The sequence below is a fragment of the Streptosporangium sp. NPDC049248 genome (genome assembly GCF_040678965.1).
Lineage (GTDB): Bacteria > Actinomycetota > Actinomycetes > Streptosporangiales > Streptosporangiaceae > Streptosporangium > Streptosporangium fukuiense.
Map to the genome: position 1 here is coordinate 329,065 of NZ_JBFAQY010000001.1, position 22,942 is coordinate 352,006.

Here is a 22,942-nt window from a genome sequence, read left to right on the forward strand (position 1 = left end):
GGAGTCGGAAGCGCATCCGAACCACTCCGGCCAGGCCCACGAGGCCGCGACGGCGAACGTCCGTCACGGCGCCGCCCCGAGGTCACCTGAGCCGCCGGAAACCGCCGAAGGTCGTTACTCGAAAGGAGTCGTCGTGTTCGACTACGACGTGCTGGTGATCGGCTCCGGCTTCGGCGGGAGCGTCTCAGCGCTGCGGCTGACCGAGAAGGGCTACCGGGTCGCCGTGCTGGAGGCGGGGCGCCGCTTCGACGAGGGCACGTTCCCCAAGACCTCCTGGCGGGCCCGCGACTTCCTGTGGGCGCCGGGGCTGGGCATGAAGGGCATCCAACGCATCCACCTGCTCCGCGGCCAGAAGGGCACCGGCGTCATGGTCCTGGCGGGCGCCGGGGTCGGCGGGGGATCACTGGTCTACGCCAACACCCTCTACGAGCCGCCGGAGGTGTTCTTCCAGGATGCCCAGTGGTCGGGCATCACCGACTGGAAGGCCGAGCTCGCCCCCTACTACGACCAGGCCAGGCGCATGCTGGGCGTGGTGATCAATCCGACGGTCACCAGGGCCGACGAGGTGATGCGCACCGTCGCCGAGCGGATGGGCGTGGGCGACACCTTCCACCTGGCCCCGGTCGGCGTCTTCTTCGGCCCTCCGGGCGTCGAGGTGGACGACCCCTACTTCGGCGGTGCGGGGCCGCGCCGCAGGGGCTGCACCGAGTGCGGCGAGTGCATGACGGGCTGCCGCCACGGGGCCAAGAACATGCTGATCAAGAACTACCTCTACCTCGCCGAGCGGGCCGGGGCCGAGGTCCTCCCCGAGACCACGGTCACCTCGGTCGTGCCGGTGGACGGCGGCTACCGGATCGAGACGCACCGGACCGGCGCCCCCTGGCGCCGCCGCGTGTTCACCGCCGAGCAGGTGATCTTCGCGGCGGGGACGTACGGCACCCAGCGCCTGCTGCACCGGCTCAAGGCAGCGGGGACCCTGCCCCGCCTCTCCGACCGGCTGGGCACCCTCACCAGGACCAACTCCGAGGCGCTGCTCGGGTTCGAACGCCCGTCGGCCAAGGGGGAGAAGCTCAACAGGGGACTGGCGATCACCTCCTCGATCCACCCTGACGCGTACACGCACATCGAGCCGGTCCGCTACGGCGACGGTTCCAACGCGATGGGCCTGCTCCGCACCCTGCTCATCGACGGCGGCGGAGCGCCGCGCTGGCTCAAGTTCCTCGGCGAGGCCCTGCGCAGGCCCCACCTGGTGCCGAGGCTGTTCAACCACCGCCGCTGGTCGGAGCGCACGATCATCGCGCTGGTCATGCAGGCCAAGGACAACTCGATCACCCTGTCCATGCGCAGGGGACTCCTCGGCCGCAGGCTCCGCTCAGGGCGGGGCCACGGCGAGCCCAACCCCACCTGGCTGCCCGCCGGTCACGAGTTCGTCCGGCACGCGGCCGAGGAGGTCGGCGGCATGCCGGGCGGCACCTGGCTCGACCTGTTCGACATCCCGGCCACCGCGCACTTCCTGGGCGGCTGCGCCATCGGCGCCGGGCCCCAGACCGGGGTGATCGACCCCTACCACCGCGTCCACGGCTATCCGGGCCTGCACGTCGTCGACGGCTCCGCGATCTCCGCCAATCTCGGCGTCAACCCCTCCCTCACCATCACCGCCCAGGCCGAGCGCGCGATGGCCTTCTGGCCCAACCGGGGAGAGACCGACCCGCGCCCCGCCCAGGGTTCCCCGTACGCCCGCCTGACCCCCGTCGCCCCCGCCAACCCCGCCGTCCCCGCCACCGCCCCCGGCGCCCTCCGTCTCCCCATCGTCGGCATCACCTGAGCGGCACTTCGTCCATGGCACGTGAGGTGAGTCGACGATCAAGGACTGACATCAGGCCATCGCGTGACAGAGGCGCTCGCGGTCTTTTGCCGGAAGCCGCCGTTGGAGGCGCCGGGCGCGGATGAGCGAATCCGCGATCTCGCACACCTCGGCGAGTTCCACCTCCATGGGCGAGACCTCGGCAAGACGGTTCTTGTGAAGCCAGGTCGCCACCTCCGCCCACGACCAGAGGCTCACGCGGGGGCGCCGCACCTTCGGCTCGGGAAAGCCTCCCGGCCCGCGGCGGCCGACGGCCCAATGGTCGGCTGTGGCGAAGCTCCGGCCGGTGCGGTCGGCGATCTCGGCGAGCGTCACGAGGTCCTCGCTTACTCCGGTCACCTCGATCCCCACCGAGCGCCCCTGGGTGATCGCGGACGCGATCGCCTCCACCGCCCCGGTCGCCTCACGATCAAACGAGGCGATGCCGGGTCCGCCCGTGGCCGGGTCGAGTGACACCGTGGCGTCGTCCCAGCCGGCCTCGTACAGCGCGTCGATCACCGTTTCGCCGCTCGGGGCCGTGAAGTGAAGTTCGAAACTGTAGACGGTCACGGGACTCACGCTCCCTCTGATAGTTCGTTCTCAAACCCGTGCGGGCACTGGTCGACGAGACGCCGCAGCCGCCTGGCGTGTGCCTCCGGGGAGCGCGGTGTCGACCAGATGGACGAGGGAGGCCTGCATCCCTGATGCCCACCGGGACATGAAGCGCGCCCCCATGCATGACCTCCAGCCTGCGGCGATCATGTAATCGATCGCCGCTCGTATCTCCTTGCTGGGATGCCGATCCATGCGGAGATGATGATACCTGACGTAGAGTTAATTCTACAGAACAGATAAGTTGATCGGGTGGAAGGCCGCTTCGTAGCTGAGGGCCGTCTCGTTGGTCCGATCTACCGCTTTTTGGCTCATTTGGTGGGGTGTCGTGGATTCGACCAGGATTTCTATGTGATGTGGAATGTTGAGGAGTTCGTCCGCGCGGCCGGGGTGACCGTCGATGAGCTGGCCGCCTACGTGGCGGAGAGCCAGGCGGGGGCGGTGCCGGTCATCCGGCGCAGGCCCCCGGGCGAGCTGGCCGAGCGGCTCGGGCTGGCCCGGTGGATCCGCGAGGGCGGAATGACCGCGGAGGCGTACCGGGAGTTCCTGCGCGGCTACCTCGCCGAGGGCACCCGGATGCACCACCCCGCCTACCTGGGACATCAGATCGCCGCGCCCGACTTCCCCGCCGCGCTCGGCGACTTCGTGCACGGCGCGGCCAACAACCCGATGGCGGTCTACGAGATGGGCGCCTCGGCGGCGACCGTCGAGTTCGAGGTGCTGCGCTGGATGCTGGACACGGTCGGGTTCGGCGAGGCGGGCGGCGGGGTCCTCACCCACGGTGGCTCGCTGGCCAACCTGACCGCGCTGCTGGCCGCACGGGCGGCGGCCGCCCCCGGCGCGTGGACCGACGGCGTCCCCGGTGACCTCGCCCTGCTCGCCCCCGCCTCGGCGCACTACTCGCTCAGCCGCGCGGCCGCGATCCTCGGGCTGGGGGAGCGCGCGGTCATGCCGCTGGACGTGGACGGGCTCGGCAGGGTCGACGTCGCCCGCCTGCCGGATGCCCTGGAACGGGTACGCGAGGCCGGGCGGCGGCCGATGGCCCTGGTGGCGAACGCCTGCGCGACCGGGACCGGGCTCTACGACGACCTGCGCGGGATCGGCGAGTTCTGCGCCGCCGCCGATGTCTGGTTCCACGTGGACGGCGCCCACGGCGCCTCGGCGCTGCTGGCCGCCGAGCACCGCCACCTGCTCGACGGGATCGAACTCGCCGACTCGCTGATCTGGGACGCGCACAAGATGCTGCGCACCTCCAGCCTGGCCGCCGCGGTGCTGACCCGGCGCGAGGGCGACCTGGACGCGGCCTTCCAGCAGCGGGCCAGCTACCTGTTCTACGGGGAGCAGGGCTTCGACCTCATCGGCAGGACCGTGGAGTGCAGCAAGGCCGAGCTGGGCCTGAAGATCTTCCTCAACCTGGCCTGGCGGGGCGAGCGCGGCCTGGGCGAGCACGTCGCGCGGCGGTACGCCACCGCGCACCGTTTCTGGGAACTGGCCCGCGAGCGGCCGGGCTTCGAGTGCCCGTACGAGCCGGAGAGCAACATCGTCTGCTTCAGGTACGGCACCGGCGACCCGGTGGACGTCCGCGAGCGCCTGATGGCGGACGGCGCCTTCCAGCTGACCTCGGCGGAGATCGGCGGGGCCCGCCACCTGCGGGTGACCGTCATGGCCCCGGCCACGGACGACAAGACGCTGGAGGCGCTGCTCGACCGGATCGCCGAGCTGGGGAATCCTCGAATCCAGGAGGGCCGGTGAACCGGTGAATTCCGGAAAGAAGCGCTGAATCGGGCCTGGCCCCCGGATCCGGGGTCGAGGTCGTTCTGCGGGCTTGCCATGGGGTTTCGGGGCCTGTCCTGGTAGCCGGGGTGAGGTCGCCTCGCGGGCTGATCGTGGGCTGTCGTGCCAGGTCCCCCGGAGCCCGTACTGATATAGCGTCGCGACCATGACCGAACTCGACGGGCGCCTGCGGGCGGTATGCGATCTCAATGTGTCCGGTGTCCGGGAAATGGCCGGGCGGCACGAGTACGACGGCCTGATCCAGGACCTGTCGCCGGCGGGGGTGCGCGCCGGGCTGGCCGCGCTGGGTCAGGGGCCGCTGCCCGAGGACCCCTATGACGCGGCGCACCTGCAGATCTTCGAGCAGGCCGCGCGGGTGCAGTTCGCCGAGCTGGAGCTGCACCGGCGCAGCCCCATGGAGCACGTGGGCAACCTGGACCTGGCCACCTACGACCGCGAGTACGCTCCCGAGGCCGAGCGGAACGCCGCCAAGCAGGCCCACCTCGCCCGCTGGCCGGAGGCGGTGGACAACGCGATCGCCTCGCTCGACCTGCTCAGCGCCCCCGTCGCGACCGCGCTGCTCGGCGCGGTACGCGGCCTGGCCGCCGGGGTGCCCCGCGACGCGAAGGAGAGTGTGCGCGAGGCGGCGTTCCGGGCGCACGCCCGGCTGGTGGAGCACGTCGAGAAGGCCGCGCGCTCCGGCGACCCGGACGCCTCGCTCGGTGCCGAGGGGCTCGCCCGGCTGATGAGCGCCGCCGAGGGTCTCCCGGTCGACCTGGGACGGCTCGCCGAACGCTCCGACGCCGAGCGCGACCGGCTGATGGATCGGCTGACGGAGTCCTGTGCCGCGCTGGGGTTCGCCGACCGCAAGCCGCTGGAGGTCGCGCGCGAGCTGGTCAGGCAGCACCCCGGTCCCGAGGGCGTGATCGAGGCGGCCACGATCGGCACCGAGCGCGCGATCGACTTCACCCGGGAGAGGGACCTGGTGCCCTACCACGACGGGGAGTGCCTGGTCGGCATCGCGCCCGAGTCGCGCCGGTGGGGTATGGCCATGATGAGCTGGTCGGCGCCCGGCGAGCCCGACGGCCCCTCGTGGTACCACGTCACCCCGCCCGACCTCTCGTGGCCGCCGGGCGATGTCGAGGAGTGGCTGGAGGTCTTCAGCGAGACCACGCTGCCCGCGATCAACGTGCACGAGGTCGCCCCCGGACACTTCTCACACAGCCGGGCGCTCCGCCACGCCCCTTCCGACGTGCGGCGGACGCTGATGTCGCTCTCCTTCGCCGAGGGCTGGGCGCACTACGCGGAGGAGCTCTGCGTCGAGGAGGGCTTCGCGCCGGAGGATCCGCGCTTCGAGATCGGTGTGTGGTTGGAGGCCCTGATCAGGGTGACCCGGCTGGCCTGCGCGATCGGCGTGCACTCCGGTGCGATGACCGTCGAGGAGGGCGCCCGCCGCTTCGCCGCCGACACCCACATCGTCGGCCCGGCTGCGCTCTCCGAGGCGGCTCGGGCCACCTTCGACCCCACCTACGGCCGCTACACCTGGGGCAAGCTGGAGATCCTCGACCTCCGGGACCGCGCCAGGACCGCCTGGGGTTCGGACTTCGGCCTCAAACGCTTCCACACCGCGATGTTCGACCTCGGCTCCCCACCCCTGGGTCTCCTCGACCACGCCCTTCAGCCCCGCCCCGGTGACCGTCGGCCAGCACCGTGACCTCGGTGCCAGGCCGGAGCGTGCCTTCCTCCATTGCCGCGCTCCGGTGAGGTCGAGCGGCCTCCCGGGCACGCCCGTACCGGGACGGCCCGCCGGGAGATCGACGACCGATCGCCCAGGCCGCCGCTCCCGCCGGGCCGAACGGCGTACCGAAGCGCGCTAACCGGCGGGATCAGCGGTCGACGGCCGTGGCGCCGCCGTCGACGACCAGGTGGGTGCCGGTGATGAAGGACGCCTCGTCGCTCAGCAGGAACCGTACGGCCGCGGCGACCTCCCCGGGGCGGCCGAGGCGGTGGAAGAGGGACTTGCGTTCGAAGGACTCCATGAAGCTCTGGTCGCCGCCGGTGGCTTTGACCAGCATGGGGGTGTCGATGTAGCCGGGGCAGACGGCGTTGATCCGGATCGGCGCCAGCTCGTGGGCCATCGAGCGGGTCAGGCCGAGCATGCCCGCCTTGGAAGAGCAGTAGGCCGGGATGAACGCCTGCCCGACCAGGCCCTCGACCGAGGAGATGCCGACGACCGCGGAGCCCTCGTGCCTGCGCAGGTCCGGAAGCAGGGCCTTGACCAGCAGGGCGTGGGCGCGCAGGTTGACGTTGAGCACCGCGTCCCAGGCCGCCTCGGTCAGCTCGCCGACGCCCAGGGGGGCCGCGATCCCGGCCGCGTGCACGAGGCCGCCGATCGCCCCCAGGGCGTCGCGGCTGGTGGCGACCGCGGCGGGAAAGGACGAGGCGTCGGTGACGTCGACGGTGACGGCGATCGCCGGGGCGCCGTTCATGGCGACGAAGGAGGCGGTCTCCTTGGCACCCGTCTCGTCGAGATCCCAGATCGCGACCGGGCGCCCGGCCTCGGCGAGCGCGAGCGCGCAGGCCCTGCCGATCCCTGACGCTCCGCCGGTGACGACGACTCCGGTACCTGCCATGGCCTGCCTCCTCGACTGGTGGTGAGCCACACGTTAGCTTTGTGGCCAAGCGGCCGCTAGGTATGGTGCGGCCGGGGACGGCGCGATACGTGAACCGTCAGTTAGAGGTAACACGATGCGGGAACCGTCAGGGTGGAGGAAACGCCATGCGTGAACTGTCAGACAAGATCGCGGTCGTCACCGGGGCGGGCAGCGGGATCGGCCGGGCGCTCGCACTGGGCCTGGCGGCGGAGGGGATGGCCCTCATGCTCGCCGACGTCGACCCGGGCCCTCTCGCGGAGACCGCCTCGCTGGTGGAGGGGGTCAAGGTGCTCACCGAGATCACCGACGTCTCCGATCCGGCGGCCGTGCAGCACCTCGCCGACCGGACCTTCGGCGAGCTGGGCGCGGTCCACGTGCTGTGCAACAACGCGGGGGTCTTCCAGGGCGGCCAGATGTGGACCAGGGAGCCCGAGGACTTCGCCTGGCTGCTCGGGGTGAACCTCTGGGGTGTGCTCCACGGGATCCGGGCCTTCGTCCCCCGTATGATCGCCCAGGACACCGAGGGCCACATCCTCAACACCGTCTCGGTCTCGGGGCTGTTCGCCGCGCCGTTCTCCGGCGCCTACTCGGTCTCGAAGTACGCCGCGTTCGCCGCCTCGCAGTCCCTCGCCCAGGACCTCGCGATGGCCGGCTCCAAGCTCCGGGTGACCGCGCTCTGCCCGGGCGGGGTACGGACCGGCATCAACCGCTCGGAACGGGTCAGGCCGGAGAATCTCACGGTCGCCGGGCCTACCGAGGACGAGGTGGCCTCCGCTGAGATCATCGACGGTCTGGTGGAACGGGGCATCGACCCCGAACAGGTGGCGCTCGCCGCGGTGGCGGCCATCCGCCAGGAGCGTTTCCTGGTCTTCACCCATTCCGGCTACGCGGCCGGCCTGCGCGAGCAGACCGAGGCCCTGCTCGCGGGAGCGCTGCCCCCGTTTCCCGTCTACGAGTAGCACGCCGACGGGCGCCGATAGACTGGGACCACCGCTCTGTTCCTTTTGGGGGTCTTGGTGTCTGAGTTCGACACGGTCCTGGTCGTCGATTTCGGCGCGCAGTACGCGCAGCTGATCGCGCGAAGGGTACGTGAATGCCACGTCTACTCCGAGATCGTCCCGTCGACGATGCCGGTGGAGGAGATGATGGCCAAGAAGCCCAAGGCCATCATCCTGTCCGGTGGCCCCTCGTCGGTGTACGCCGAGGGTGCCCCGGCCGCCCCCGAGGGCCTGTTCGGCACCGGCGTGCCGACCTTCGGCATCTGCTACGGCTTCCAGGTCATGGCCCAGGAGTTGGGCGGGGAGGTGGCCAGGACCGGCACCGCCGAGTACGGCGGCACCCACCTGGAGGTGGGCGAGCACGGCGTGCTCTTCGCGGGGCTGCCCGCGAAGCAGTCGGTCTGGATGTCCCACGGGGACAGCGTCTCGGCCGCCCCCGAGGGTTTCACGGTCACCGCCGCGACCGCCGAGACGCCCGTCGCCGCCTTCGAGAACCCCGAGCTGGGCCTGTACGGTGTCCAGTTCCACCCCGAGGTCCTGCACTCCGAGCACGGCCAGGCGGTGCTGAAGCACTTCCTGGCCGCCGCGGGCTGCCGCCCCTCCTGGACGATGCTCAACATCGTCGAGGACGCGGTCGAGGCGATCCGCGCCCAGATCGGCCCCGAGGGCCGCGCCATCTGCGGGCTTTCCGGCGGCGTCGACTCCGCGGTGGCCGCCGCCATGGTCCAGCGGGCTATCGGTGACCGTCTGACCTGCGTCTTCGTCGACCACGGGCTGCTGCGCAAGGGCGAGGCCGAGCAGGTCGAGCGCGACTTCGTGGCCGTCACCGGGGTCAAGCTCCGGGTGGCCGACGCCCAGGAGCGCTTCCTGAAGGCACTGGAAGGGGTGACCGACCCCGAGGAGAAGCGCAAGATCATCGGCCGCGAGTTCATCAGGGTCTTCGAGGACGAGCAGCGCGCCATCATCGCCGACGGCCCCGTCGACTTCCTCGTCCAGGGCACGCTCTACCCCGACGTGGTCGAGTCGGGCGGCGGCACCGGCACCGCCAACATCAAGTCCCACCACAATGTCGGAGGTCTCCCCGACGATCTCCAGTTCTCGCTGGTGGAGCCGCTCCGCGCGCTGTTCAAGGACGAGGTCCGCCGGGCCGGCGAGGAGCTGGGCCTGCCCGCCTCCATGGTCTGGCGCCAGCCGTTCCCCGGTCCGGGGCTGGGCATCCGCATCGTCGGCGCGGTCAGCCGGGAGCGCCTGGAGATCCTCCGCGAGGCGGACGCCATCGCCCGCGAGGAGCTCTCCCGCGCCGGGCTGGACCGGGAGATCTGGCAGTGCCCGGTCGTGCTGCTCGCCGACGTCCGCTCGGTGGGCGTCCAGGGCGACGGCCGCACCTACGGCCACCCGATCGTGCTGCGCCCGGTCTCCAGCGAGGACGCCATGACCGCCGACTGGTCCCGCGTCCCCTACGACGTGCTCGCCCGCATCTCCACCCGCATCACCAACGAGGTCCGCGAGGTCAACAGGGTGGTGCTGGACGTGACCAGCAAGCCCCCGGGCACCATCGAGTGGGAGTAGGCGCCCGGCGGGGGACGGCTGCCGCCGATGGCGGGGTTTCCCGGGGTGCCGAGGGGTAGGTTGGTGCGGGTGTCCTCCCCACTGATCGGCGCGAGCTCCGCCAGGACCCCCGTTCCCCGTCTGGCGTGGCTCGACGCGCTGCGTGGGATCGGCGCGGTCGCCGTGTTGCTGGAGCACATGCTGCCCTGGTTCATGCCCGCCCTGCGGCCGTACTGGTTCAACCTCGGGATGTACGGCGTCCTGGTGTTCTTCCTGGTCAGCGGGTACATCATCCCGGTTTCGCTGGAGCGGCGGGGTGATGTGCGGGCCTTCTGGATCAGCCGCGTGTTCCGGCTCTACCCGATCTACCTGCTGGTCGCGGTGGGCGTCCTGGTCATGGCGATCTGGATGCCCGTCCGCGAGCAGGTGCCCAGGGACCTGGCCTCGGTGTCCGCGCACGCCACGATGCTGCTGGACGTGGTGCACCTGGGCGGCCTGGCCGACACCATGTGGACGCTCTCGTACGAGATGGTCTTCTACCTGATCGTCACCGCGCTGTTCGTCGGCGGGGTGCACCGCGCGAGCGGTGCCTTCGCCATCGGCTTCGGGGCGGTCGCGGTCGTGGCGGGGCTGGTGCTGACGGCGCCGCCGATGAAGGGCTACTGGCCCGCGTACGTGTCCGGCGTGCTGTTCTTCGCGGGCCTGGCCTGCCTGATCGGCGGGCGGTTCACGAAGATCGCCGCGTATGTCCTCGGGGCGATGGCCGTGGTGCTGCTGATCTTCTCCGGTTTCGTGCCGTGGCTGGGGGCGGCGATTCTCGCGGTGATGTTCGCCGGAACCGCGATCCGTCGCTGGGAGCACGGAGAGGGGGCCCTCTGGCCGGTGGCGGTCGCGACGGTGCTCGTGGCGCTGGCCCCGGTCTGGTCGGAGCAGGCCGGCTGGTGGTGGGTGCAGCCGGGGCCGTGGTTCGTCACCATGGCGCTGGCCGGGGTGTCGTTCGCGGGCGCGATGGCCCTGCGCGGGCGCCGGCTGCCCAGGTTCCTCGTCTGGCTGGGGCTGGTCAGCTACTCGGTCTACCTGCTGCATCACCCGCTGCTGCGGATCGCGCACATCGTTGTCGGGGACGTGCGGGAGGCCGGGCCGGTGCTGCAGCTCTCCCTGTCCGCGGCGTTCGTGCTGGTGGTGCTCGGCCTGAGCCTGCTCACCTACCGCTACGTGGAGCTTCCCATGCAGGAGCTGGGCAGGCGGCTGGCTCGGCGGCGGTCCGCGGACGAGATCGCCGAGAGGACGCCCTCAGCCGAGATGGCCAGGAGGGCGTCCTCGGGTGGGGCGGCTCAGCTGCCGTCCTCGGGCGACTCCGCGAAGTCGTCCGGGTCGCCGGTGGGCGACTCGGAGGTCAGGTCCTCGTCCTTCTCGGAGCCGACGGGGTAGACCTCTCCGGCCTTCGTGGTCTTGGCGCCGCGCAGCGAGGAGACCGCCACCATGTGGTAGCCCTGCTTCTGCAGCGCGGTCAGCAGCTTCGGCATCACCTTGACCGTCTGCTCGACCCAGTCGTGCATGAGGATGACCCCGTCACGCTTGGCGTTCTTGAGCACCTCGTCGTAGATGGCCTTCTCGTTCCTGGTCGCCCAGTCGCGGGAGCCGCCGTTCCACAGCACGATCGGCATGCCCATCTCGGCGGCGATCGCCGCGACCCGCTGGTCGAACTCGCCGTAGGGCGGCCGGATCGTCGTCGGGTACTTCCCGGTGGACTTCTTGACGATGTCCTGGGTCTTGGTCAGCTCCTCGCGGATCTTGTCCTCGGACAGCTCCCGCAGGTGCGGGTGGCTGTAGCTGTGGTTGCCGATGTCGTGGCCCTCGGCGACCATCCGCTTGGCGAACGCGGGGCGGGACTTCACGTACTGACCCTCAAGGAAGAACGTCGCCTTGGAGTTGTACTTCTTGAAGGTGTCGAGCAGCTTGTCGGCGTACTTGCCGGGGCCGTCGTCGAAGGTCAGCGCGATGCACTTGACCTTCGCGCAGTCCACCGGCACGGGCTTGGGTGCGGGCTTGGCCTTGCTCGCAGCCTTGGCCGTCGGTTTGGGCTGTTCCGCGCTCCACGCGGCGGTCGGGGTAGCGATCATGGCCAGCGCACAGGATGTGGCCAGCAACATTCGGACAGGAGACTTCATGAGGGGATCTCCGGGTCAAATCGACGTCGGTCGAATGGGCATCCTATCGAGGTGCCTGATGGCTCCTGGGGCTGAAGCGTCACAATGTCCTGTGAAAGCCCATATGCTCCGGTGATCGCGGCACCCCGCGCACCCTCCAGCAAACTTGCTGTTTCCCCAGGTCATGACTGTGTATAGCGGCGTGGGCGCGTCCCGCCGCCGCCCGATGATGGGCAACGGCCCCCTGCCGGAAAACGCTGGGGAGAGCATGACGATCGCCACGGTGGAGCCGCCCTCGGCCGAGAGGAGGCGGGGCGGTGTCCGCGACACCCGCGACCGGCGGTTCACCCTCGCCTGTTACGCGACCGGCCAGCTCGTGCTGCTCGGCTGGTGGCTCGCCCTCCATCCCGGGTTGATGAGCCCGGACTCCGTCACCTACGTCGCGCACGTCACGACGGGTCCCTGGGTGGCCGGCCAGTCGGTCGCCTACGACGCCCTGCTCGGCCTCTCGCTGAAGGTGACCGGCGACCTGTCCCCGGTCACCCTCGCGCAGACGGCGGCGATGGCCGCCGCGCTGGCCCACCTCGCGGGCGCGCTCAGGTCGCTGGGCGTGCGCGGGCGCGGGCTGCTCGCGGCGCTGGGATGCGCGGTGCTGTCACCGCCGCTCGGCGCCTTCACGGTGACGATGTGGAAGGACGTGCCGTTCACGGTGTGCGCGGTGCTGGCCGCGGGCACCGCCGTGCGGCTCGCGACCGGGCCGGCCGCTGTGCGGCTCGCGACCGGGGCGCGGGACACGCTCAGGAACAGGGTGCTCAAGGGCGGGTGGACCTGGGATCCGCGGCTGGCCGCCCTCGGTGCCGAACTCGCCGGGCTGGGGTTGTTCAGGAACAACGGCTTCCTCGTCGCGCTGATCGCCGCGATCCTGCTGCTCCCGCTGCTGCCCGCGGCCCGCCGCCCGCTGGCGGCGGTGGCCGCGGCGGCGGTGGCGACGCCGCTGCTGTTGCTGGGCGCCGGCTACCCGGCGATGGGCATCGCGCCGCCGTCCCGCTCGTTCGCCTACCAGACGGTGTTCGGCGATCTCGCCGTGGCGTACGGGGAGCGCCCCCGGCTCTTCGACCGCGAGCAGCGGACGCTCCTCGCCACGATCGCCCCGCTGCGCGCCTGGCGGCGGGGGGCGACCTGCCAGACCATGGCGCGCGTCTTCTTCGACCCCGCCTTCAGCCACTCGCGGGCCGAGCAGCGGATCTCCGAGGTGCTGGAACTCTGGCGCGGGCTGCTGGTCCGCGCGCCCGGTGTGCTGCTGAGCGCCCGGGTCTGCCGCGCCGCGCTCGCCTGGCAGGTCGGTTCGACCTCGGGCGAGCCCGGCGGCGAGCTCTATCGCTTCTCGCTGCGCGATCCCCGGCTCCCCGACGGCTGGGAGGGCACCCCGGCGGCCTCGGCGATGCGGCAGCGGCCGTTCTCCGCCGGTCTGCGGGCCGCCGGGCTGTCCGCGCTGGACGCGAGCACGGTCAGGCAGCTTGAGTGGCTGCTCTGGCGGGCGCCCTTCTGGTGCTACCTCGGCTACGCGGCGGCCGCGCTCGCCTGGCGGCGGACCGGGAGCGGGGCGGCGCTCGCGGGGGCGGCCGTGGTCGCGGGACAGCAGCTCGGCGTGATCCTCACCAACACCGCGCCGGACTTCCGGTTCATGGTGGCGCCGATCTTCGTCGGTGTCCTGTTCGTGCCGCTCCTGCTGCGGGAGGCGCGGGAGATGTGGACACCGCCGCGTCAGCGGTCGATCTCGTCGAACAGCGCCTCCCAGCGGTCCAGGACGCGGGGCAGCCGGTAGGCCCTCATCCGTTCCCTGCCCCTGGCCCCCATCCGCCCGCGCAACTCGGCGTCGGACATGAGGCGCTCCAGGGCGGCGGCGAAGCTCCCCGCGTTCCCGGGTTCGGCCAGCACGCCGTTGTCGCCGTCCGCGACCAGCGTCCTGACCCCCGCCGAGGCGTCGCAGGCCACGGCGGGCAGCCCGCAGGCCGCGCCCTCGGCGAGGACCAGCCCCCACCCCTCGAAGTCGCTGCTCAGGGTGACGATGGAGGCGTCGAGGTACTCGGCCTCGACGTTCTCGACCTGCCCGCGGAAGACGATCCGGTCGCCGAGGCCGGTCTCGGCGGCCTGCGCCTCCAGTGCCGCCCTGAGCGGCCCGTCGCCGATGATGTGCAGCTCCCACGGTTCGGCGACGGCGGGAGCCGCGGCGGCGAAGGCGTCGATCAGCAGGTCGATCCGCTTCACCCTGACCAGCCGTCCCGCCGAGACGATCCGCGGGTTGCGCAGCGCGGCGGCCTTCTCGGGAAAGACACCGACCGGGTTCAGCATGGTCCCGCAGTTGGCGAGCCGGTGGTTGGTGAAGGACGCGGCGTAGTCGTCGCAGAGGAAGAGCGCCTTGTCGAGGTGCGCGTAGTACTTCTTGATCAACCGAAGGTTCGGGGAGTCCACGGCCTCGGCGTACGACTGGTGGTACTGGCCGACCTTGGCGATGTGCGGCATGGGCAGGTCGGCGATCCAGTGGGCGGCCCAGGGCGAGGCGATGACCAGGTAGCCGCGGTCGATCCGGTCGGTCAGCCGGAGCAGCCGCTGCCTGGCGGTGGCGATCTCCTCCGGGGTCCGCCGCGCCTTCGCCCTGCGCCACGGGAGCGAGCGGGGGGCGGCCTCGGGGGCGGGCGTGTCGTACAGCGTGGCGTGCCGGTAGAGGGGGTCGGCGAAGTAGGTGTGCGGCTGCCTGGAGGGGTTGATGCTGACCAACCTCACCCGGTGCCCGCGGGTGGCGAGGCCCTGGGCCAGGGTGTGGATGACCCGCTGGGACCCGCCCATCGAGTCGCCGTCGGTGCTGAGGAAGATGACGTTTCGCGCTCTCATCGCACGACCTCCGGGAAGAAGGCGTCCACGACCTTGCCGCTCGCCTGCCCGTCGTCGAGGCCGCACCAGCGGTCGCGGAACTCCGCGTAGCGTCGCCCGTACCGCTCGGTGATCTCACCGAGCTCCTCCAGCGCGGCGGCGAGTTCGCCCGGGTCGCGCAGCAGCGGCCCGGGGGCGACCTCGGCCAGGTCGAAGCAGACCCCCCGCTGGGCGGCGGCGTAGCGTTCGTGGTCGTCGACGTAGTAGAGGATCGGCCGGCCGAGGCAGGCATAGTCGAACATGATCGAGGAGTAGTCCGTCACCAGCACGTCGGAGGCCAGCATCAGGTCGTTGACCTCGGGATACGCCGAGGCGTCCCGGGCCAGCCAGCCGAGCGGGTCGGGCACCGTGAAGCGGTCGTAGGGGTGGGCGCGGACCAGGATCACCCAGTCCGGGCGGAGTGTGGCGGCGAGGGCCGGCAGGTCGATCCGGAGTGACTCGCCGCTGAAACGCCCGTTGTCGCGGTAGGTGGGCGCGTAGAGGACCACCCGCTTTCCGGCCGGGACCTCGAAGAACTCCCTGACCCGCCGCGCCCGCTCGCGCTGCGCCGGTTCGGCGTGCCGCACCAGCACGTCGGTACGCGGGTAGCCGACGTGCAACAGCTCGCCCTTGAAGCCGCTGGCCTCGGCGAAGTCCCGGCGGAAGTCGCGGCCCGGGGTGAGCAGCATGTCCCAGCGCGCCACCGCCTCGGCGTACTTCCTGGCCAGGGCGGGCTGCGTCCGGTGGCGGGGCTCGTCCAGCCCCATCTTCTTGAACACCTGGCCGTGCCAGGTCTGCAGGTATCGGGTGCCCTTGCGCTTGCGGTAGCAGTAGGGGAGGTTGTGGCTGTCCACCCAGTAGCCGGCGCGCGCCAGGGTCCAGGCGTAGCGGAAGGTGTCGCGCCGGACGAGGTCGACGTCCTCGGGAAAGCGCTCGGGGACGCCCGCGTGGGACCAGACCGCGCGCAGGCCGCCCGCGCGCCGCTGCAGCTCCTCGTAGACGTAGCGCGGGTTGCCGGTGTAGCCGCTCCCCTCGGCGGACTCGAAGAGCACCAGGCGGCGGTTGACCGGCACCGTCGCGCTGACCAGCCGGTAGAAGCGACCCAGGTTGCGGGGGGTGGCCAGGTCGGACAGCAGGTGTTGGCAGAGCTCCGCCATGCTCGGCAGGCGTCGCGCGGGCACATGGCCGAGCCTGCGCGCCACGAGCCGGAACGGGAGGTCGGCGGACGCCTCCAGGACCAGGCGGCCCGTGCCCACCGTGCCCACGGAGGTGAACGACAGGCTGGGGGGCGCCAGCAGGGGCCTGGTGTTGCGGCGCTCACCCTCGTGGAGCGAGATCGTGACCGCCTGCGGCCTGACGGCGTTGTCCGGCCAGTCCAGCTCGGGCAGGGAGATCGACACCGTCGCCTCCAGGATGCCCGTCCCCTCGGGGATCCGGGTGCCCTCCGCCTCCTCCGGGTCCCACTGTCCTTCCAGCCCTTGACGCTCCCGCGCTCCCCGGGGCGGCTCGGTCGCGACGGGTGCCGGCTCGAAGGGGATCGCGGCGATCGTCTTCTTCCTGCCGCCGATGTGCAGCCAGGCGGTCAGCGAGCGGCCGTCGAGCACCCGGCCGGGGTCGTAGGTCCGCAGGCGCAACCGGACCTCGTCCCTCGACGCCTTCAGGTCGACGAGCTCGTGCCGGAGCAGCGCGCCGGCCAGCGGTTGCTCCGCCAGGTGCAGCTCGGTGACGTCCAGCTCGCTCCTGCCCTGCTCGCTCAGCGGGGGCGTCGCCCCCCAGAACACCCGCCCGCCTTCCGCGGTGACCGCCCGGGGCGGCACCGAGTGCCTGGCCCCCAGCTCGACGGCGGCGAGCGCCGCCTCGGCGCCGCGCCGCTCGCGGACGAGCTGGAGGCAGACCCGCTCGGCCCTGCTCAGCCGCTTGATCGCCGCGGGTTCGAGCGTGTCCACGTACGGGATGACGAGGTCGGCGAACTCGGCGATCCACGCCGGGTCGCGCTGGGGCAGGTCGCCCAGGTAGAGGCGGAGGTCGTGGGAGAGGAAGCGGAAGTCCTTGTCCTCCTTGAGATCGAGGGAGTGGGTGGCGGTCAGCACGCGGTCGCTCAGCACGGCGGCCGTGACGCGCTGGCGCACGTTCTCCAGCTCGTGCCGCCGCGACGAGATCGACCTGGTCGCGGGCGTGGCGGCGAGCAGCCAGCGGTAGACGGGCCACGGGACGACGGCGAACAGCTTGCTGCGGCAGAACAGCTCCGTCGACCAGACGATGTCCTCGTGGTGGATGTCCTCGTGGAACCGGATGCCGGTGCCGTCCAGGAAGGTCCGCCGGTACAGCTTGTTGGTGGCCAGGCAGTTGAAGAGGAGTTCGGGTTCGGCGCGGATGTCGTCCACGATCCGGCGCTCCGCGAACAGCCGGGGGTACCAGAGGGTGACGGCGCCACTCGCCTCGTCGACGCGTTCCACGGTGCCCATGACGAAGTCGGCGCCGGTCGCCTCCGCCTCCAGCAGCAGGCTCTTGCAGGCGTGCCTGGGCAACTCGTCGTCACTGTCGAGGAACATCAGGAAGGGCGCGCGGGCGACGTCCATGCCCGCGTTGCGGGGGGCGCCGCAACCGCCGCTGTTGGCGGGCAGCCGCACGTAGCGGACCCGGCCGTCCTCCTCGGCGAGCGCCTTGGCCACCGCGGGGGTGTCGTCGCCCGAGCAGTCGTCCACGACGATCACTTCGAGGTTCTTGAGCGTCTGGTCGAGTACGGAGCGTACCGCCCGGGGTAACCGGGGCGCGTCGTTGTAGGTGATGACGATCACGCTGACGTCCGGGACCGTGTAACGCTGTGTCATGATGCGCAACTCCAGGGCGGCTGGGAGGAGAGCCTTGACCCGCAACGGCCGGCAGCGGCCGGGTAAGGCGTCATGGGATTGCCGGTTTCGGTGTTCCGCCGGTGTCTGTCGGCGTCCGTCGATGACGGGGGTGTCAGGTCAGTGGGTCGCAGGGCCGAGGAGGACGGGGGCGTCGCGGCCGGTGCCCCTCGTGGTCCGGTGGCCCGCGCGCTCCTCGTGGTACTCCGCGTCGACGTTGACCTCCCAGACGTCGTGCCTGGCGCCGTCGACGAGGTTCTCCACGGTCAGCATCGCGGTGAGCATGGAGTGGTCCTGGTTGTTGTACCGGTGCATGCCGTTGCGGCCGACCGGGTGGATTCGCGGCCACTCCACGTCGAGGTACTTCCTGAGCACCTCCACGTTGTGGACGTAGCCGGCGTCGTAGACCGGGTAGGCCTTCGGCATCCGCACCACGTAGCCCCGCTGGACCTCACCGGGGGTGACCAGGCCCAGGTGTTCCAGCTCCCGGGTGCCGAACGCGACGAGGTCGTCGTCGGGCATCCGCCACAGGTCGTCGCCCTCGTTGACGAAGTACTCCAGACCGAGGCAGGTCCGTCCGGCCCGCACCAGGTACGGCGACCAGGAGCCGTAGTTCTGCACCCGGCCGAGCCGTACCTCGGGGGAGTGGATGTAGATCCAGTTGTCGGGAAAGGAGAACCGTTCGGGGACGACCAGCGCGACGGTGAGGAAGTCGCGGTACCTCAGCCCCGCGGCCGCCTCGGCGACGATGTCCGGCACGTCGGGCCCGAGCGCGTGGATCAGGGCGCTGAGCGGCATCGAGGAGATGAGGTTGTCGCAGTACACCTCGCGGACGGTGCCCTCGCCCCCGCCCGTGCGGACGGTGAGGGCCAGCCGGCCCCGGTGGCGGCGGACGCGTTCGACCCGGGTGCCGAGGCGCACCGTGGAACCCCGCTCGCGGACCCGGTCGGCGCAGGCCTCCCACATCATGCCCGGCCCCAGCTTGGGGTAGCGGAACTCCTCGATGAGGCTGGTGACCTCCTTGCTGTTCCTGCCGGGCAGCAGCGCGCCGGCGATCGCCCTGCCCAGGGAGAGGTTCCTGATCCGCTGCGCGGCCCAGTCGGCCTGGATGCTCTCCGCGGGAACGCCCCACACCTTCTCGGTGTAGGTCTTGAAGAAGATCCCGTAGAGACGGCTGCCGAATCTGGCCGTGACCCAGCCCTCGAAGGTGGACTGGTCCGCGGGCGGCCTGATCCGGGCCCAGGCGTAGGAGCCGACACATCGCGCGGATTCGAGGACACCGAGATTGCGCAGGGCGTTGGAGGCCCTGAGCGGGTAGTCGTAGAAACGGCCCCCGTAGTGGATGCGGCTCATCCTCGGGCGGAGCAGGAAGTCCTCCGCATCGAGGATCTCGTTCCAGAAGTCCGTCACCCGCGACACCTTCGTGAAGAAGCGGTGTCCGCCGATGTCGAAGCGCCAGCCGTCGCGTTCCTCGGTCCTGCTGATCCCGCCGACCACCCGGTCGGCTTCGAAGACCTCGCAGGGGTGTCCTCGCCGGGCCAGCTCGTAGGCCGCGGTGAGCCCGGCGGGCCCCGCTCCCACGACGACTGTTGAGTCCATGCGCTTCCCCCCGCGAATGCCGTTTCCTGCGATCTCGCCCGTCTCGGTCACCCGATCGTGTCGGACGGTCCGGGGGGACCGAAGGGTCATTACGACTTACTAGGACGTGTGCATTCCCAGCCTTGACCAGGGCATGGTGAAGGCGTTGCCGCACCGCGGGCCGGAGGCGGGGGCCGGCCGGGTGCGAGGAATGGTCAAGTCTCGGTCTGCTCAGTCCATCGCGGTCATATTTTGGGCACGCCCCATCGGCCGCGAAGCCATGCTGCTGACGTGACGTCCACCTCGCGCGCATGGCCGCCGGGCCCCGCCACGCGCCCGGGACGTCTTCCACGATGAGTGGATCTTCACCTGCGTGGCGTGTCCGGTGTTCGCGCGGACGGACCGGACTGTGAGCTTTCGACTACCGGAGGACCGATCGTGGCCCCAGTGAGCATCATCGTGCCCATCTACGACGTGGAACCGTACCTTGAGGCGTGCCTGGAGTCGTTGGTCGCGCAGACCTGGGGTGACATCGAGGTCGTCATGGTGGACGACGGCTCTCCCGACTCCAGCGCGGAGATCGCCGAGGCGTTCGCCGCGCGCGACGCGCGGTTCCGGCTGATCCGGCAGGAGAACGCGGGCCTGGGCACCGCGCGCAACACCGGCGTGAGACACGCCACCGGCGAGTTCCTCGCCTTTGTCGACAGCGACGACATGCTCCCGCTGACGGCGATCGAGACGATGGTGTGCAGCCTTCAGGAGAGCGGTTCCGATCTCGCCACCGGCAACGTGCTGCGTTTCAGCGGGCAGGGGGTGCGCCAGTCGGCGATGCACAAGACGATCTTCGCCAACTCCGCCCGGCGAACCCACGTGACCCGTGACGAGATCCTGCTCAAGGACCGGCTGGTCACGAACAAGCTCTGGCGCCGCTCCTTCTGGGACGAGCACGGGCTGAGCTTCCCCCAGGGGGTGCTCTGGGAGGACATCGCGGTCTCCCTGCCCGCGCACTTCCTGGCCGGGGCGGTGGACGTGCTCTCCACCCCGGTCTACCTGTGGCGGGAGCGGGAGGGGGAGAGCGTCTCGATCACCCAGAACCGGGGGCACGTCAAGGGCATCGAGGACCGGTTCGCCGCGGTCAACTCCGTGCGCCGCTTCCTGATCGACACCGGCAGGGCCGAGCACCTGCCCGCGTGGGACCGGATGGTCCTCGACAGCGACCTGCCGAACTTCCTGCAGGTGCTCGACCAGGCGGGCGAGGAGTCCCAGCAGCGCTTCCTCGACCTGGCCTGCGCCTACCTCGACCAGGCGGGGCCGAAGGTCCTCTCGCGCGTCCCCGCGCAGCGCCGGGCGAAGTGGGCTCTGGTACGGGAACGCCGGATGGACGACCTGGTCCAGCTGCTGGAGTGGGACCGGACGGTCAAGCCTACGGTCCGGGTCGGCGGTGGGGGCATCCGCGGGTACCACCTCAACAGCCCGGTATCCGTCGAGCGGTCCGCCACCCGGATGCGCGAGGAGCTCGACCTGCGGCAGCGGGTGGACAGCCTGGACTGGAAGGACGACAGGCTGGTCGTCGAGGGCCGGGTCTCGCTGCGCTACCTGCGTCCCCGCCGGCGGATCCAGCAGCACGTCTTCGCCTGGCTGGTTCCAGAGGGGACCGGGCGCAGGATCCGGCTCCCGGTCACGGCCAAACGGGGTCTGTCGCTGGTGGACACGGGCCCGCGCAGGCGCAAGGACTGGTGCGGGTTCCGGCTGGCCGTCGACCCGGCCGGGCTTCCCGCCGGCTCGTCCTGGCGTGTCGACCTGTGCGTGTTCTCCCGGGGCCTGCTGCGGAGAGGCAGGCTGGCCCAGCCGAGCCCGGCCGCGCGGCGGCTGGAGCTCACCGAGGACCCCTCGGGGAGCGTGGCGTGGACGGAGTGGACGCCGGCCGAGGAGTTCAGGCTCAGGGTGGAGCGGCCCGGCGGCCGGGTCACCGGTCACCGGGTGGCCGAGGGCAGGCTGCGGGTCACCGGCCGGTGCGGCGACGACCTCGGCGCCGCACCGGTGCTGCGGCTGACCCGGCCGCAGGGCGGCCGTGACCGGCGCTACCCGATGGCCATCTCGGACGGCGCCTTCGAAGCGGTGATCGACCTCGACGAGGTGCTGTCCGATCGCTGGCCCGGTCTGGACCCGGCGAGCCTGGAGATGAGCGCGCTCAATCCCGGGGCCGAATGGCACTTCGAGATCGTCTCGGAACAGGGCGACGCCCGGCCGCTGGTCGTCGAGCGTGACGTGGAGCGCGGCCTGCACCGGCTCCGCGGCCGGGACGTGGTGCTCGACAGGTCGCGGACGGGCGGGCTGGTGCTGCGCGAGCAGCGGCCGACGTTCTACGTGGAGCGGGTGGAGTGGACCGAGCGGGGGCACCTGGCGCTGAGTGGGGCCGCGATGCGCCCCATCGACGGCCAGGCGTGGCTGGTCCTCACCTCGCGCAACCGGTTCAACGAGCGGCTCTTCCCGATCGTCGGCGGCAGCGCCACGGTGACGCCCGAGGGAACCGCCACACTCGGCGGATGGCTACCGCTGCCGGCGGGCACGCACGGTTTCGCGATCCGTACCGACGCGGGCGACATGCGGGTGGAGTTCCGGCTGTCCGCGCCGCTGGAGCACGTCTCCGCCACCCGTACGTTCACCTTCGACACCGACCTGACCTCCGAGGCCGTCTTCACGGTGAGTGACGACCTGCGCGCCTCGGGCCGGCCGAAGCAGCAGCGACTGCTGCGCGAGGACTTCTATCCGGCCAAGTGCCAGGAGGCGCTGCGGCCCGCCGTCCTCTTCGACAGCTACGACGGCAGGCAGTTCTCCGACAGCCCGAAGGCGATCTACGAGGAGCTGGTGCGCCGGGGCGCCGACCTGGAGTTCATGTGGGTGGTCAGGGACGGGCAGGTGGAGCTGCCCGAGGGGGTGGCGCCGATCCGGCGGTACGGGCGGGAGTTCTACGACGCGCTGGCCCGCTGCCGGTACGTCGTCACCAACAGCCACCTGCCCTCCTGGTTCGAGCGCAGGCCGGACCAGACGGTGCTGCAGACCTGGCGCGGCACCCCGCTGAAGCGGGTCGGCTTCGACATCGAGAAGGTGCTGTTCGCCAGGCCCGACCATCACGAGCGACTGGCCAGGACCGTCGCCAGGTGGAGCCATCTGATCTCGCCGAGCCCCTGGTGCACCTCGGTCCTGGACAGCGCCCTGCGCTTCGAGGGGGAGATCCTGGAGATCGGCTCTCCCCGCGCCGATCTGCTCCGCCGCGACGGAGCCGCGGAGATCCGGGAGCGGCTCGGCCTGCCCGAGGGCAGGAAGGTGATCCTGTACGCCCCGACGTGGCGCGACGACAAGTTCTACAGCAGGGGGCGCTACCGGCTGGACCTGCGCCTGGACCTGCAGCGGATGTCCGAGGAGCTCGGTGACGACCATGTGCTCATGATCCGCAAGCACCCGAGCGTCACCGACCGGGTGCCCCGGGCCGGCAGGGACTTCGTCCTCGATGTCTCGATATATCCGGATATCCAGGAGCTTTACCTGGTCGCGGACATGCTGATCACGGACTACTCGTCGGCGATGTTCGACTTCGCGGTGACCGGGAAGCCGATGCTGTTCTACACCTACGACCTGGAGCGCTACCGCGACGAGGTGCGCGGCTTCAACTTCGACTTCGAGGCCGAGGCCCCGGGCCCGCTGCTGCGCACGACCGAGGAGGTGGTGGAAGCCGTGCGGGACGTCGACGAGGTGCGTACCAAGTACCTGAGGCTGTACGACGCCTTCACCGCCAGGTTCTGCCCGCTGGAGGACGGCGGCGCGGCGGCGCGGGCGGTGGACCGGGTGTTCGGCTGACAGTCGCAGCCGTTTGTCGTGCACCTGCGGGCGGCGGAACGGGCGGGCGGTCGCGTCGTGGCGGACCACGGCCGGCGCCTGCCGTGACCGGGACCCGCTTCCCGGATCTCCTGACAGCCGATCACGCTCGGACGGTACGGAGCCGACGGCGTCGACCGCCCACGCGGTG

General features: G+C 71.2%; 14 protein-coding genes. 8 read left to right on the top strand and 6 right to left on the bottom strand.

The annotated features are described in order from the left end of the window. Positions 1 to 133 precede the first annotated feature (133 nt). Positions 134 to 1,825, top strand: a complete 1,692-nt coding sequence (locus AB0K21_RS01590; RefSeq protein WP_343968185.1) for a GMC family oxidoreductase — start codon at positions 134 to 136, stop codon at positions 1,823 to 1,825. Positions 1,826 to 1,876: 51 nt separating this feature from the next. Here AB0K21_RS01590 and AB0K21_RS01595 read toward each other — a convergent pair whose 3' ends face one another. Beyond that, on the bottom strand, positions 1,877 to 2,413 hold the full coding sequence (locus tag AB0K21_RS01595; RefSeq protein ID WP_343968183.1) for a hypothetical protein: 537 nt from the start codon (positions 2,411 to 2,413) through the stop codon (positions 1,877 to 1,879). Positions 2,414 to 2,809: 396 nt separating this feature from the next. Here AB0K21_RS01595 and AB0K21_RS01600 point away from each other — a divergent pair, with 396 nt between their 5' ends. Both AB0K21_RS01600 and AB0K21_RS01605 read left to right on the top strand, forming a co-directional pair. Continuing rightward, positions 2,810 to 4,207: a pyridoxal-dependent decarboxylase gene (locus AB0K21_RS01600; RefSeq protein WP_364146993.1), complete on the top strand. Its 1,398-nt coding sequence runs from the start codon at positions 2,810 to 2,812 to the stop codon at positions 4,205 to 4,207. Between the two features lie 187 nt (positions 4,208 to 4,394). Continuing rightward, positions 4,395 to 5,942: a DUF885 family protein gene (locus AB0K21_RS01605; RefSeq protein ID WP_364146996.1), complete on the top strand. Its 1,548-nt coding sequence runs from the start codon at positions 4,395 to 4,397 to the stop codon at positions 5,940 to 5,942. A gap of 172 nt (positions 5,943 to 6,114) precedes the next feature. On the opposite strand, the gene AB0K21_RS01610 is transcribed toward AB0K21_RS01605, so the two are convergent. Continuing rightward, positions 6,115 to 6,861 (bottom strand): SDR family oxidoreductase, encoded by a 747-nt coding sequence (locus tag AB0K21_RS01610; protein WP_343968178.1) that lies wholly within the window; start codon positions 6,859 to 6,861, stop codon positions 6,115 to 6,117. 146 nt (positions 6,862 to 7,007) lie between these two features. On the opposite strand from AB0K21_RS01610, the gene AB0K21_RS01615 reads away from it, so the two are divergent. The 3 genes from AB0K21_RS01615 to AB0K21_RS01625 all read left to right on the top strand — a co-directional run bounded on the left by AB0K21_RS01615 (position 7,008) and on the right by AB0K21_RS01625 (position 10,859). Continuing rightward, a complete protein-coding gene (locus tag AB0K21_RS01615) occupies positions 7,008 to 7,841 on the top strand; it encodes an SDR family NAD(P)-dependent oxidoreductase (protein WP_343968176.1) in 834 nt (277 codons plus the stop codon). Between the two features lie 57 nt (positions 7,842 to 7,898). Continuing rightward, the gene (guaA, locus tag AB0K21_RS01620; RefSeq protein ID WP_343968175.1) at positions 7,899 to 9,449 is read left to right on the top strand and encodes a glutamine-hydrolyzing GMP synthase; all 1,551 of its coding nucleotides are present in this window, start codon (positions 7,899 to 7,901) and stop codon (positions 9,447 to 9,449) included. Positions 9,450 to 9,518: 69 nt separating this feature from the next. Next, complete coding sequence (locus tag AB0K21_RS01625) at positions 9,519 to 10,859, top strand: acyltransferase (protein ID WP_343968173.1); 1,341 nt, start codon at positions 9,519 to 9,521, stop codon at positions 10,857 to 10,859. Here AB0K21_RS01625 and AB0K21_RS01630 read toward each other — a convergent pair. Then, the gene (locus AB0K21_RS01630) at positions 10,763 to 11,581 is read right to left on the bottom strand and encodes a polysaccharide deacetylase family protein (RefSeq protein ID WP_343968171.1); all 819 of its coding nucleotides are present in this window, start codon (positions 11,579 to 11,581) and stop codon (positions 10,763 to 10,765) included. The two genes, AB0K21_RS01625 and AB0K21_RS01630, sit on opposite strands and share 97 nt — an antisense overlap. A gap of 181 nt (positions 11,582 to 11,762) precedes the next feature. Here AB0K21_RS01630 and AB0K21_RS01635 point away from each other — a divergent pair, with 181 nt between their 5' ends. After that, positions 11,763 to 13,403, top strand: coding sequence for a hypothetical protein (locus AB0K21_RS01635; RefSeq protein ID WP_364147001.1), 1,641 nt, complete (start codon positions 11,763 to 11,765; stop codon positions 13,401 to 13,403). Here AB0K21_RS01635 and AB0K21_RS01640 read toward each other — a convergent pair. The 3 genes from AB0K21_RS01640 to AB0K21_RS01650 form a co-directional block, all read right to left on the bottom strand. Continuing rightward, positions 13,343 to 14,470 carry a glycosyltransferase gene (locus AB0K21_RS01640; RefSeq protein ID WP_343968164.1) on the bottom strand — a complete coding sequence of 376 codons (1,128 nt, stop codon included), beginning with the start codon at positions 14,468 to 14,470 and terminating at the stop codon, positions 13,343 to 13,345. The two genes, AB0K21_RS01635 and AB0K21_RS01640, sit on opposite strands and share 61 nt — an antisense overlap. Then, positions 14,467 to 17,319, bottom strand: coding sequence for a bifunctional glycosyltransferase family 2 protein/CDP-glycerol:glycerophosphate glycerophosphotransferase (locus tag AB0K21_RS01645; RefSeq protein WP_364147004.1), 2,853 nt, complete (start codon positions 17,317 to 17,319; stop codon positions 14,467 to 14,469). The genes AB0K21_RS01640 and AB0K21_RS01645 overlap by 4 nt, the downstream gene beginning before the upstream one ends. A 138-nt stretch (positions 17,320 to 17,457) precedes the next feature. Further along, positions 17,458 to 18,936 (bottom strand): NAD(P)/FAD-dependent oxidoreductase, encoded by a 1,479-nt coding sequence (locus AB0K21_RS01650; RefSeq protein ID WP_343968159.1) that lies wholly within the window; start codon positions 18,934 to 18,936, stop codon positions 17,458 to 17,460. Positions 18,937 to 19,362: 426 nt separating this feature from the next. On the opposite strand from AB0K21_RS01650, the gene AB0K21_RS01655 reads away from it, so the two are divergent. Next, the gene (locus tag AB0K21_RS01655) at positions 19,363 to 22,773 is read left to right on the top strand and encodes a bifunctional glycosyltransferase family 2 protein/CDP-glycerol:glycerophosphate glycerophosphotransferase (RefSeq protein WP_364147007.1); all 3,411 of its coding nucleotides are present in this window, start codon (positions 19,363 to 19,365) and stop codon (positions 22,771 to 22,773) included. The last annotated feature ends 169 nt before the right edge of the window (positions 22,774 to 22,942 follow it).

Coding starts and splice junctions, on each gene's coding strand:
- AB0K21_RS01630 (WP_343968171.1), bottom strand. CDS start 11,581: ATGTTGCTGGCCACATCCTGTGCGCTGGCCATGATCGCTACCCCGACC.
- AB0K21_RS01600 (WP_364146993.1), top strand. CDS start 2,810: ATGTGGAATGTTGAGGAGTTCGTCCGCGCGGCCGGGGTGACCGTCGAT.
- AB0K21_RS01610 (WP_343968178.1), bottom strand. CDS start 6,861: ATGGCAGGTACCGGAGTCGTCGTCACCGGCGGAGCGTCAGGGATCGGC.
- AB0K21_RS01615 (WP_343968176.1), top strand. CDS start 7,008: ATGCGTGAACTGTCAGACAAGATCGCGGTCGTCACCGGGGCGGGCAGC.
- AB0K21_RS01640 (WP_343968164.1), bottom strand. CDS start 14,470: ATGAGAGCGCGAAACGTCATCTTCCTCAGCACCGACGGCGACTCGATG.
- AB0K21_RS01645 (WP_364147004.1), bottom strand. CDS start 17,319: ATGACACAGCGTTACACGGTCCCGGACGTCAGCGTGATCGTCATCACC.
- AB0K21_RS01650 (WP_343968159.1), bottom strand. CDS start 18,936: ATGGACTCAACAGTCGTCGTGGGAGCGGGGCCCGCCGGGCTCACCGCG.
- AB0K21_RS01635 (WP_364147001.1), top strand. CDS start 11,763: ATGACTGTGTATAGCGGCGTGGGCGCGTCCCGCCGCCGCCCGATGATG.
- AB0K21_RS01605 (WP_364146996.1), top strand. CDS start 4,395: ATGACCGAACTCGACGGGCGCCTGCGGGCGGTATGCGATCTCAATGTG.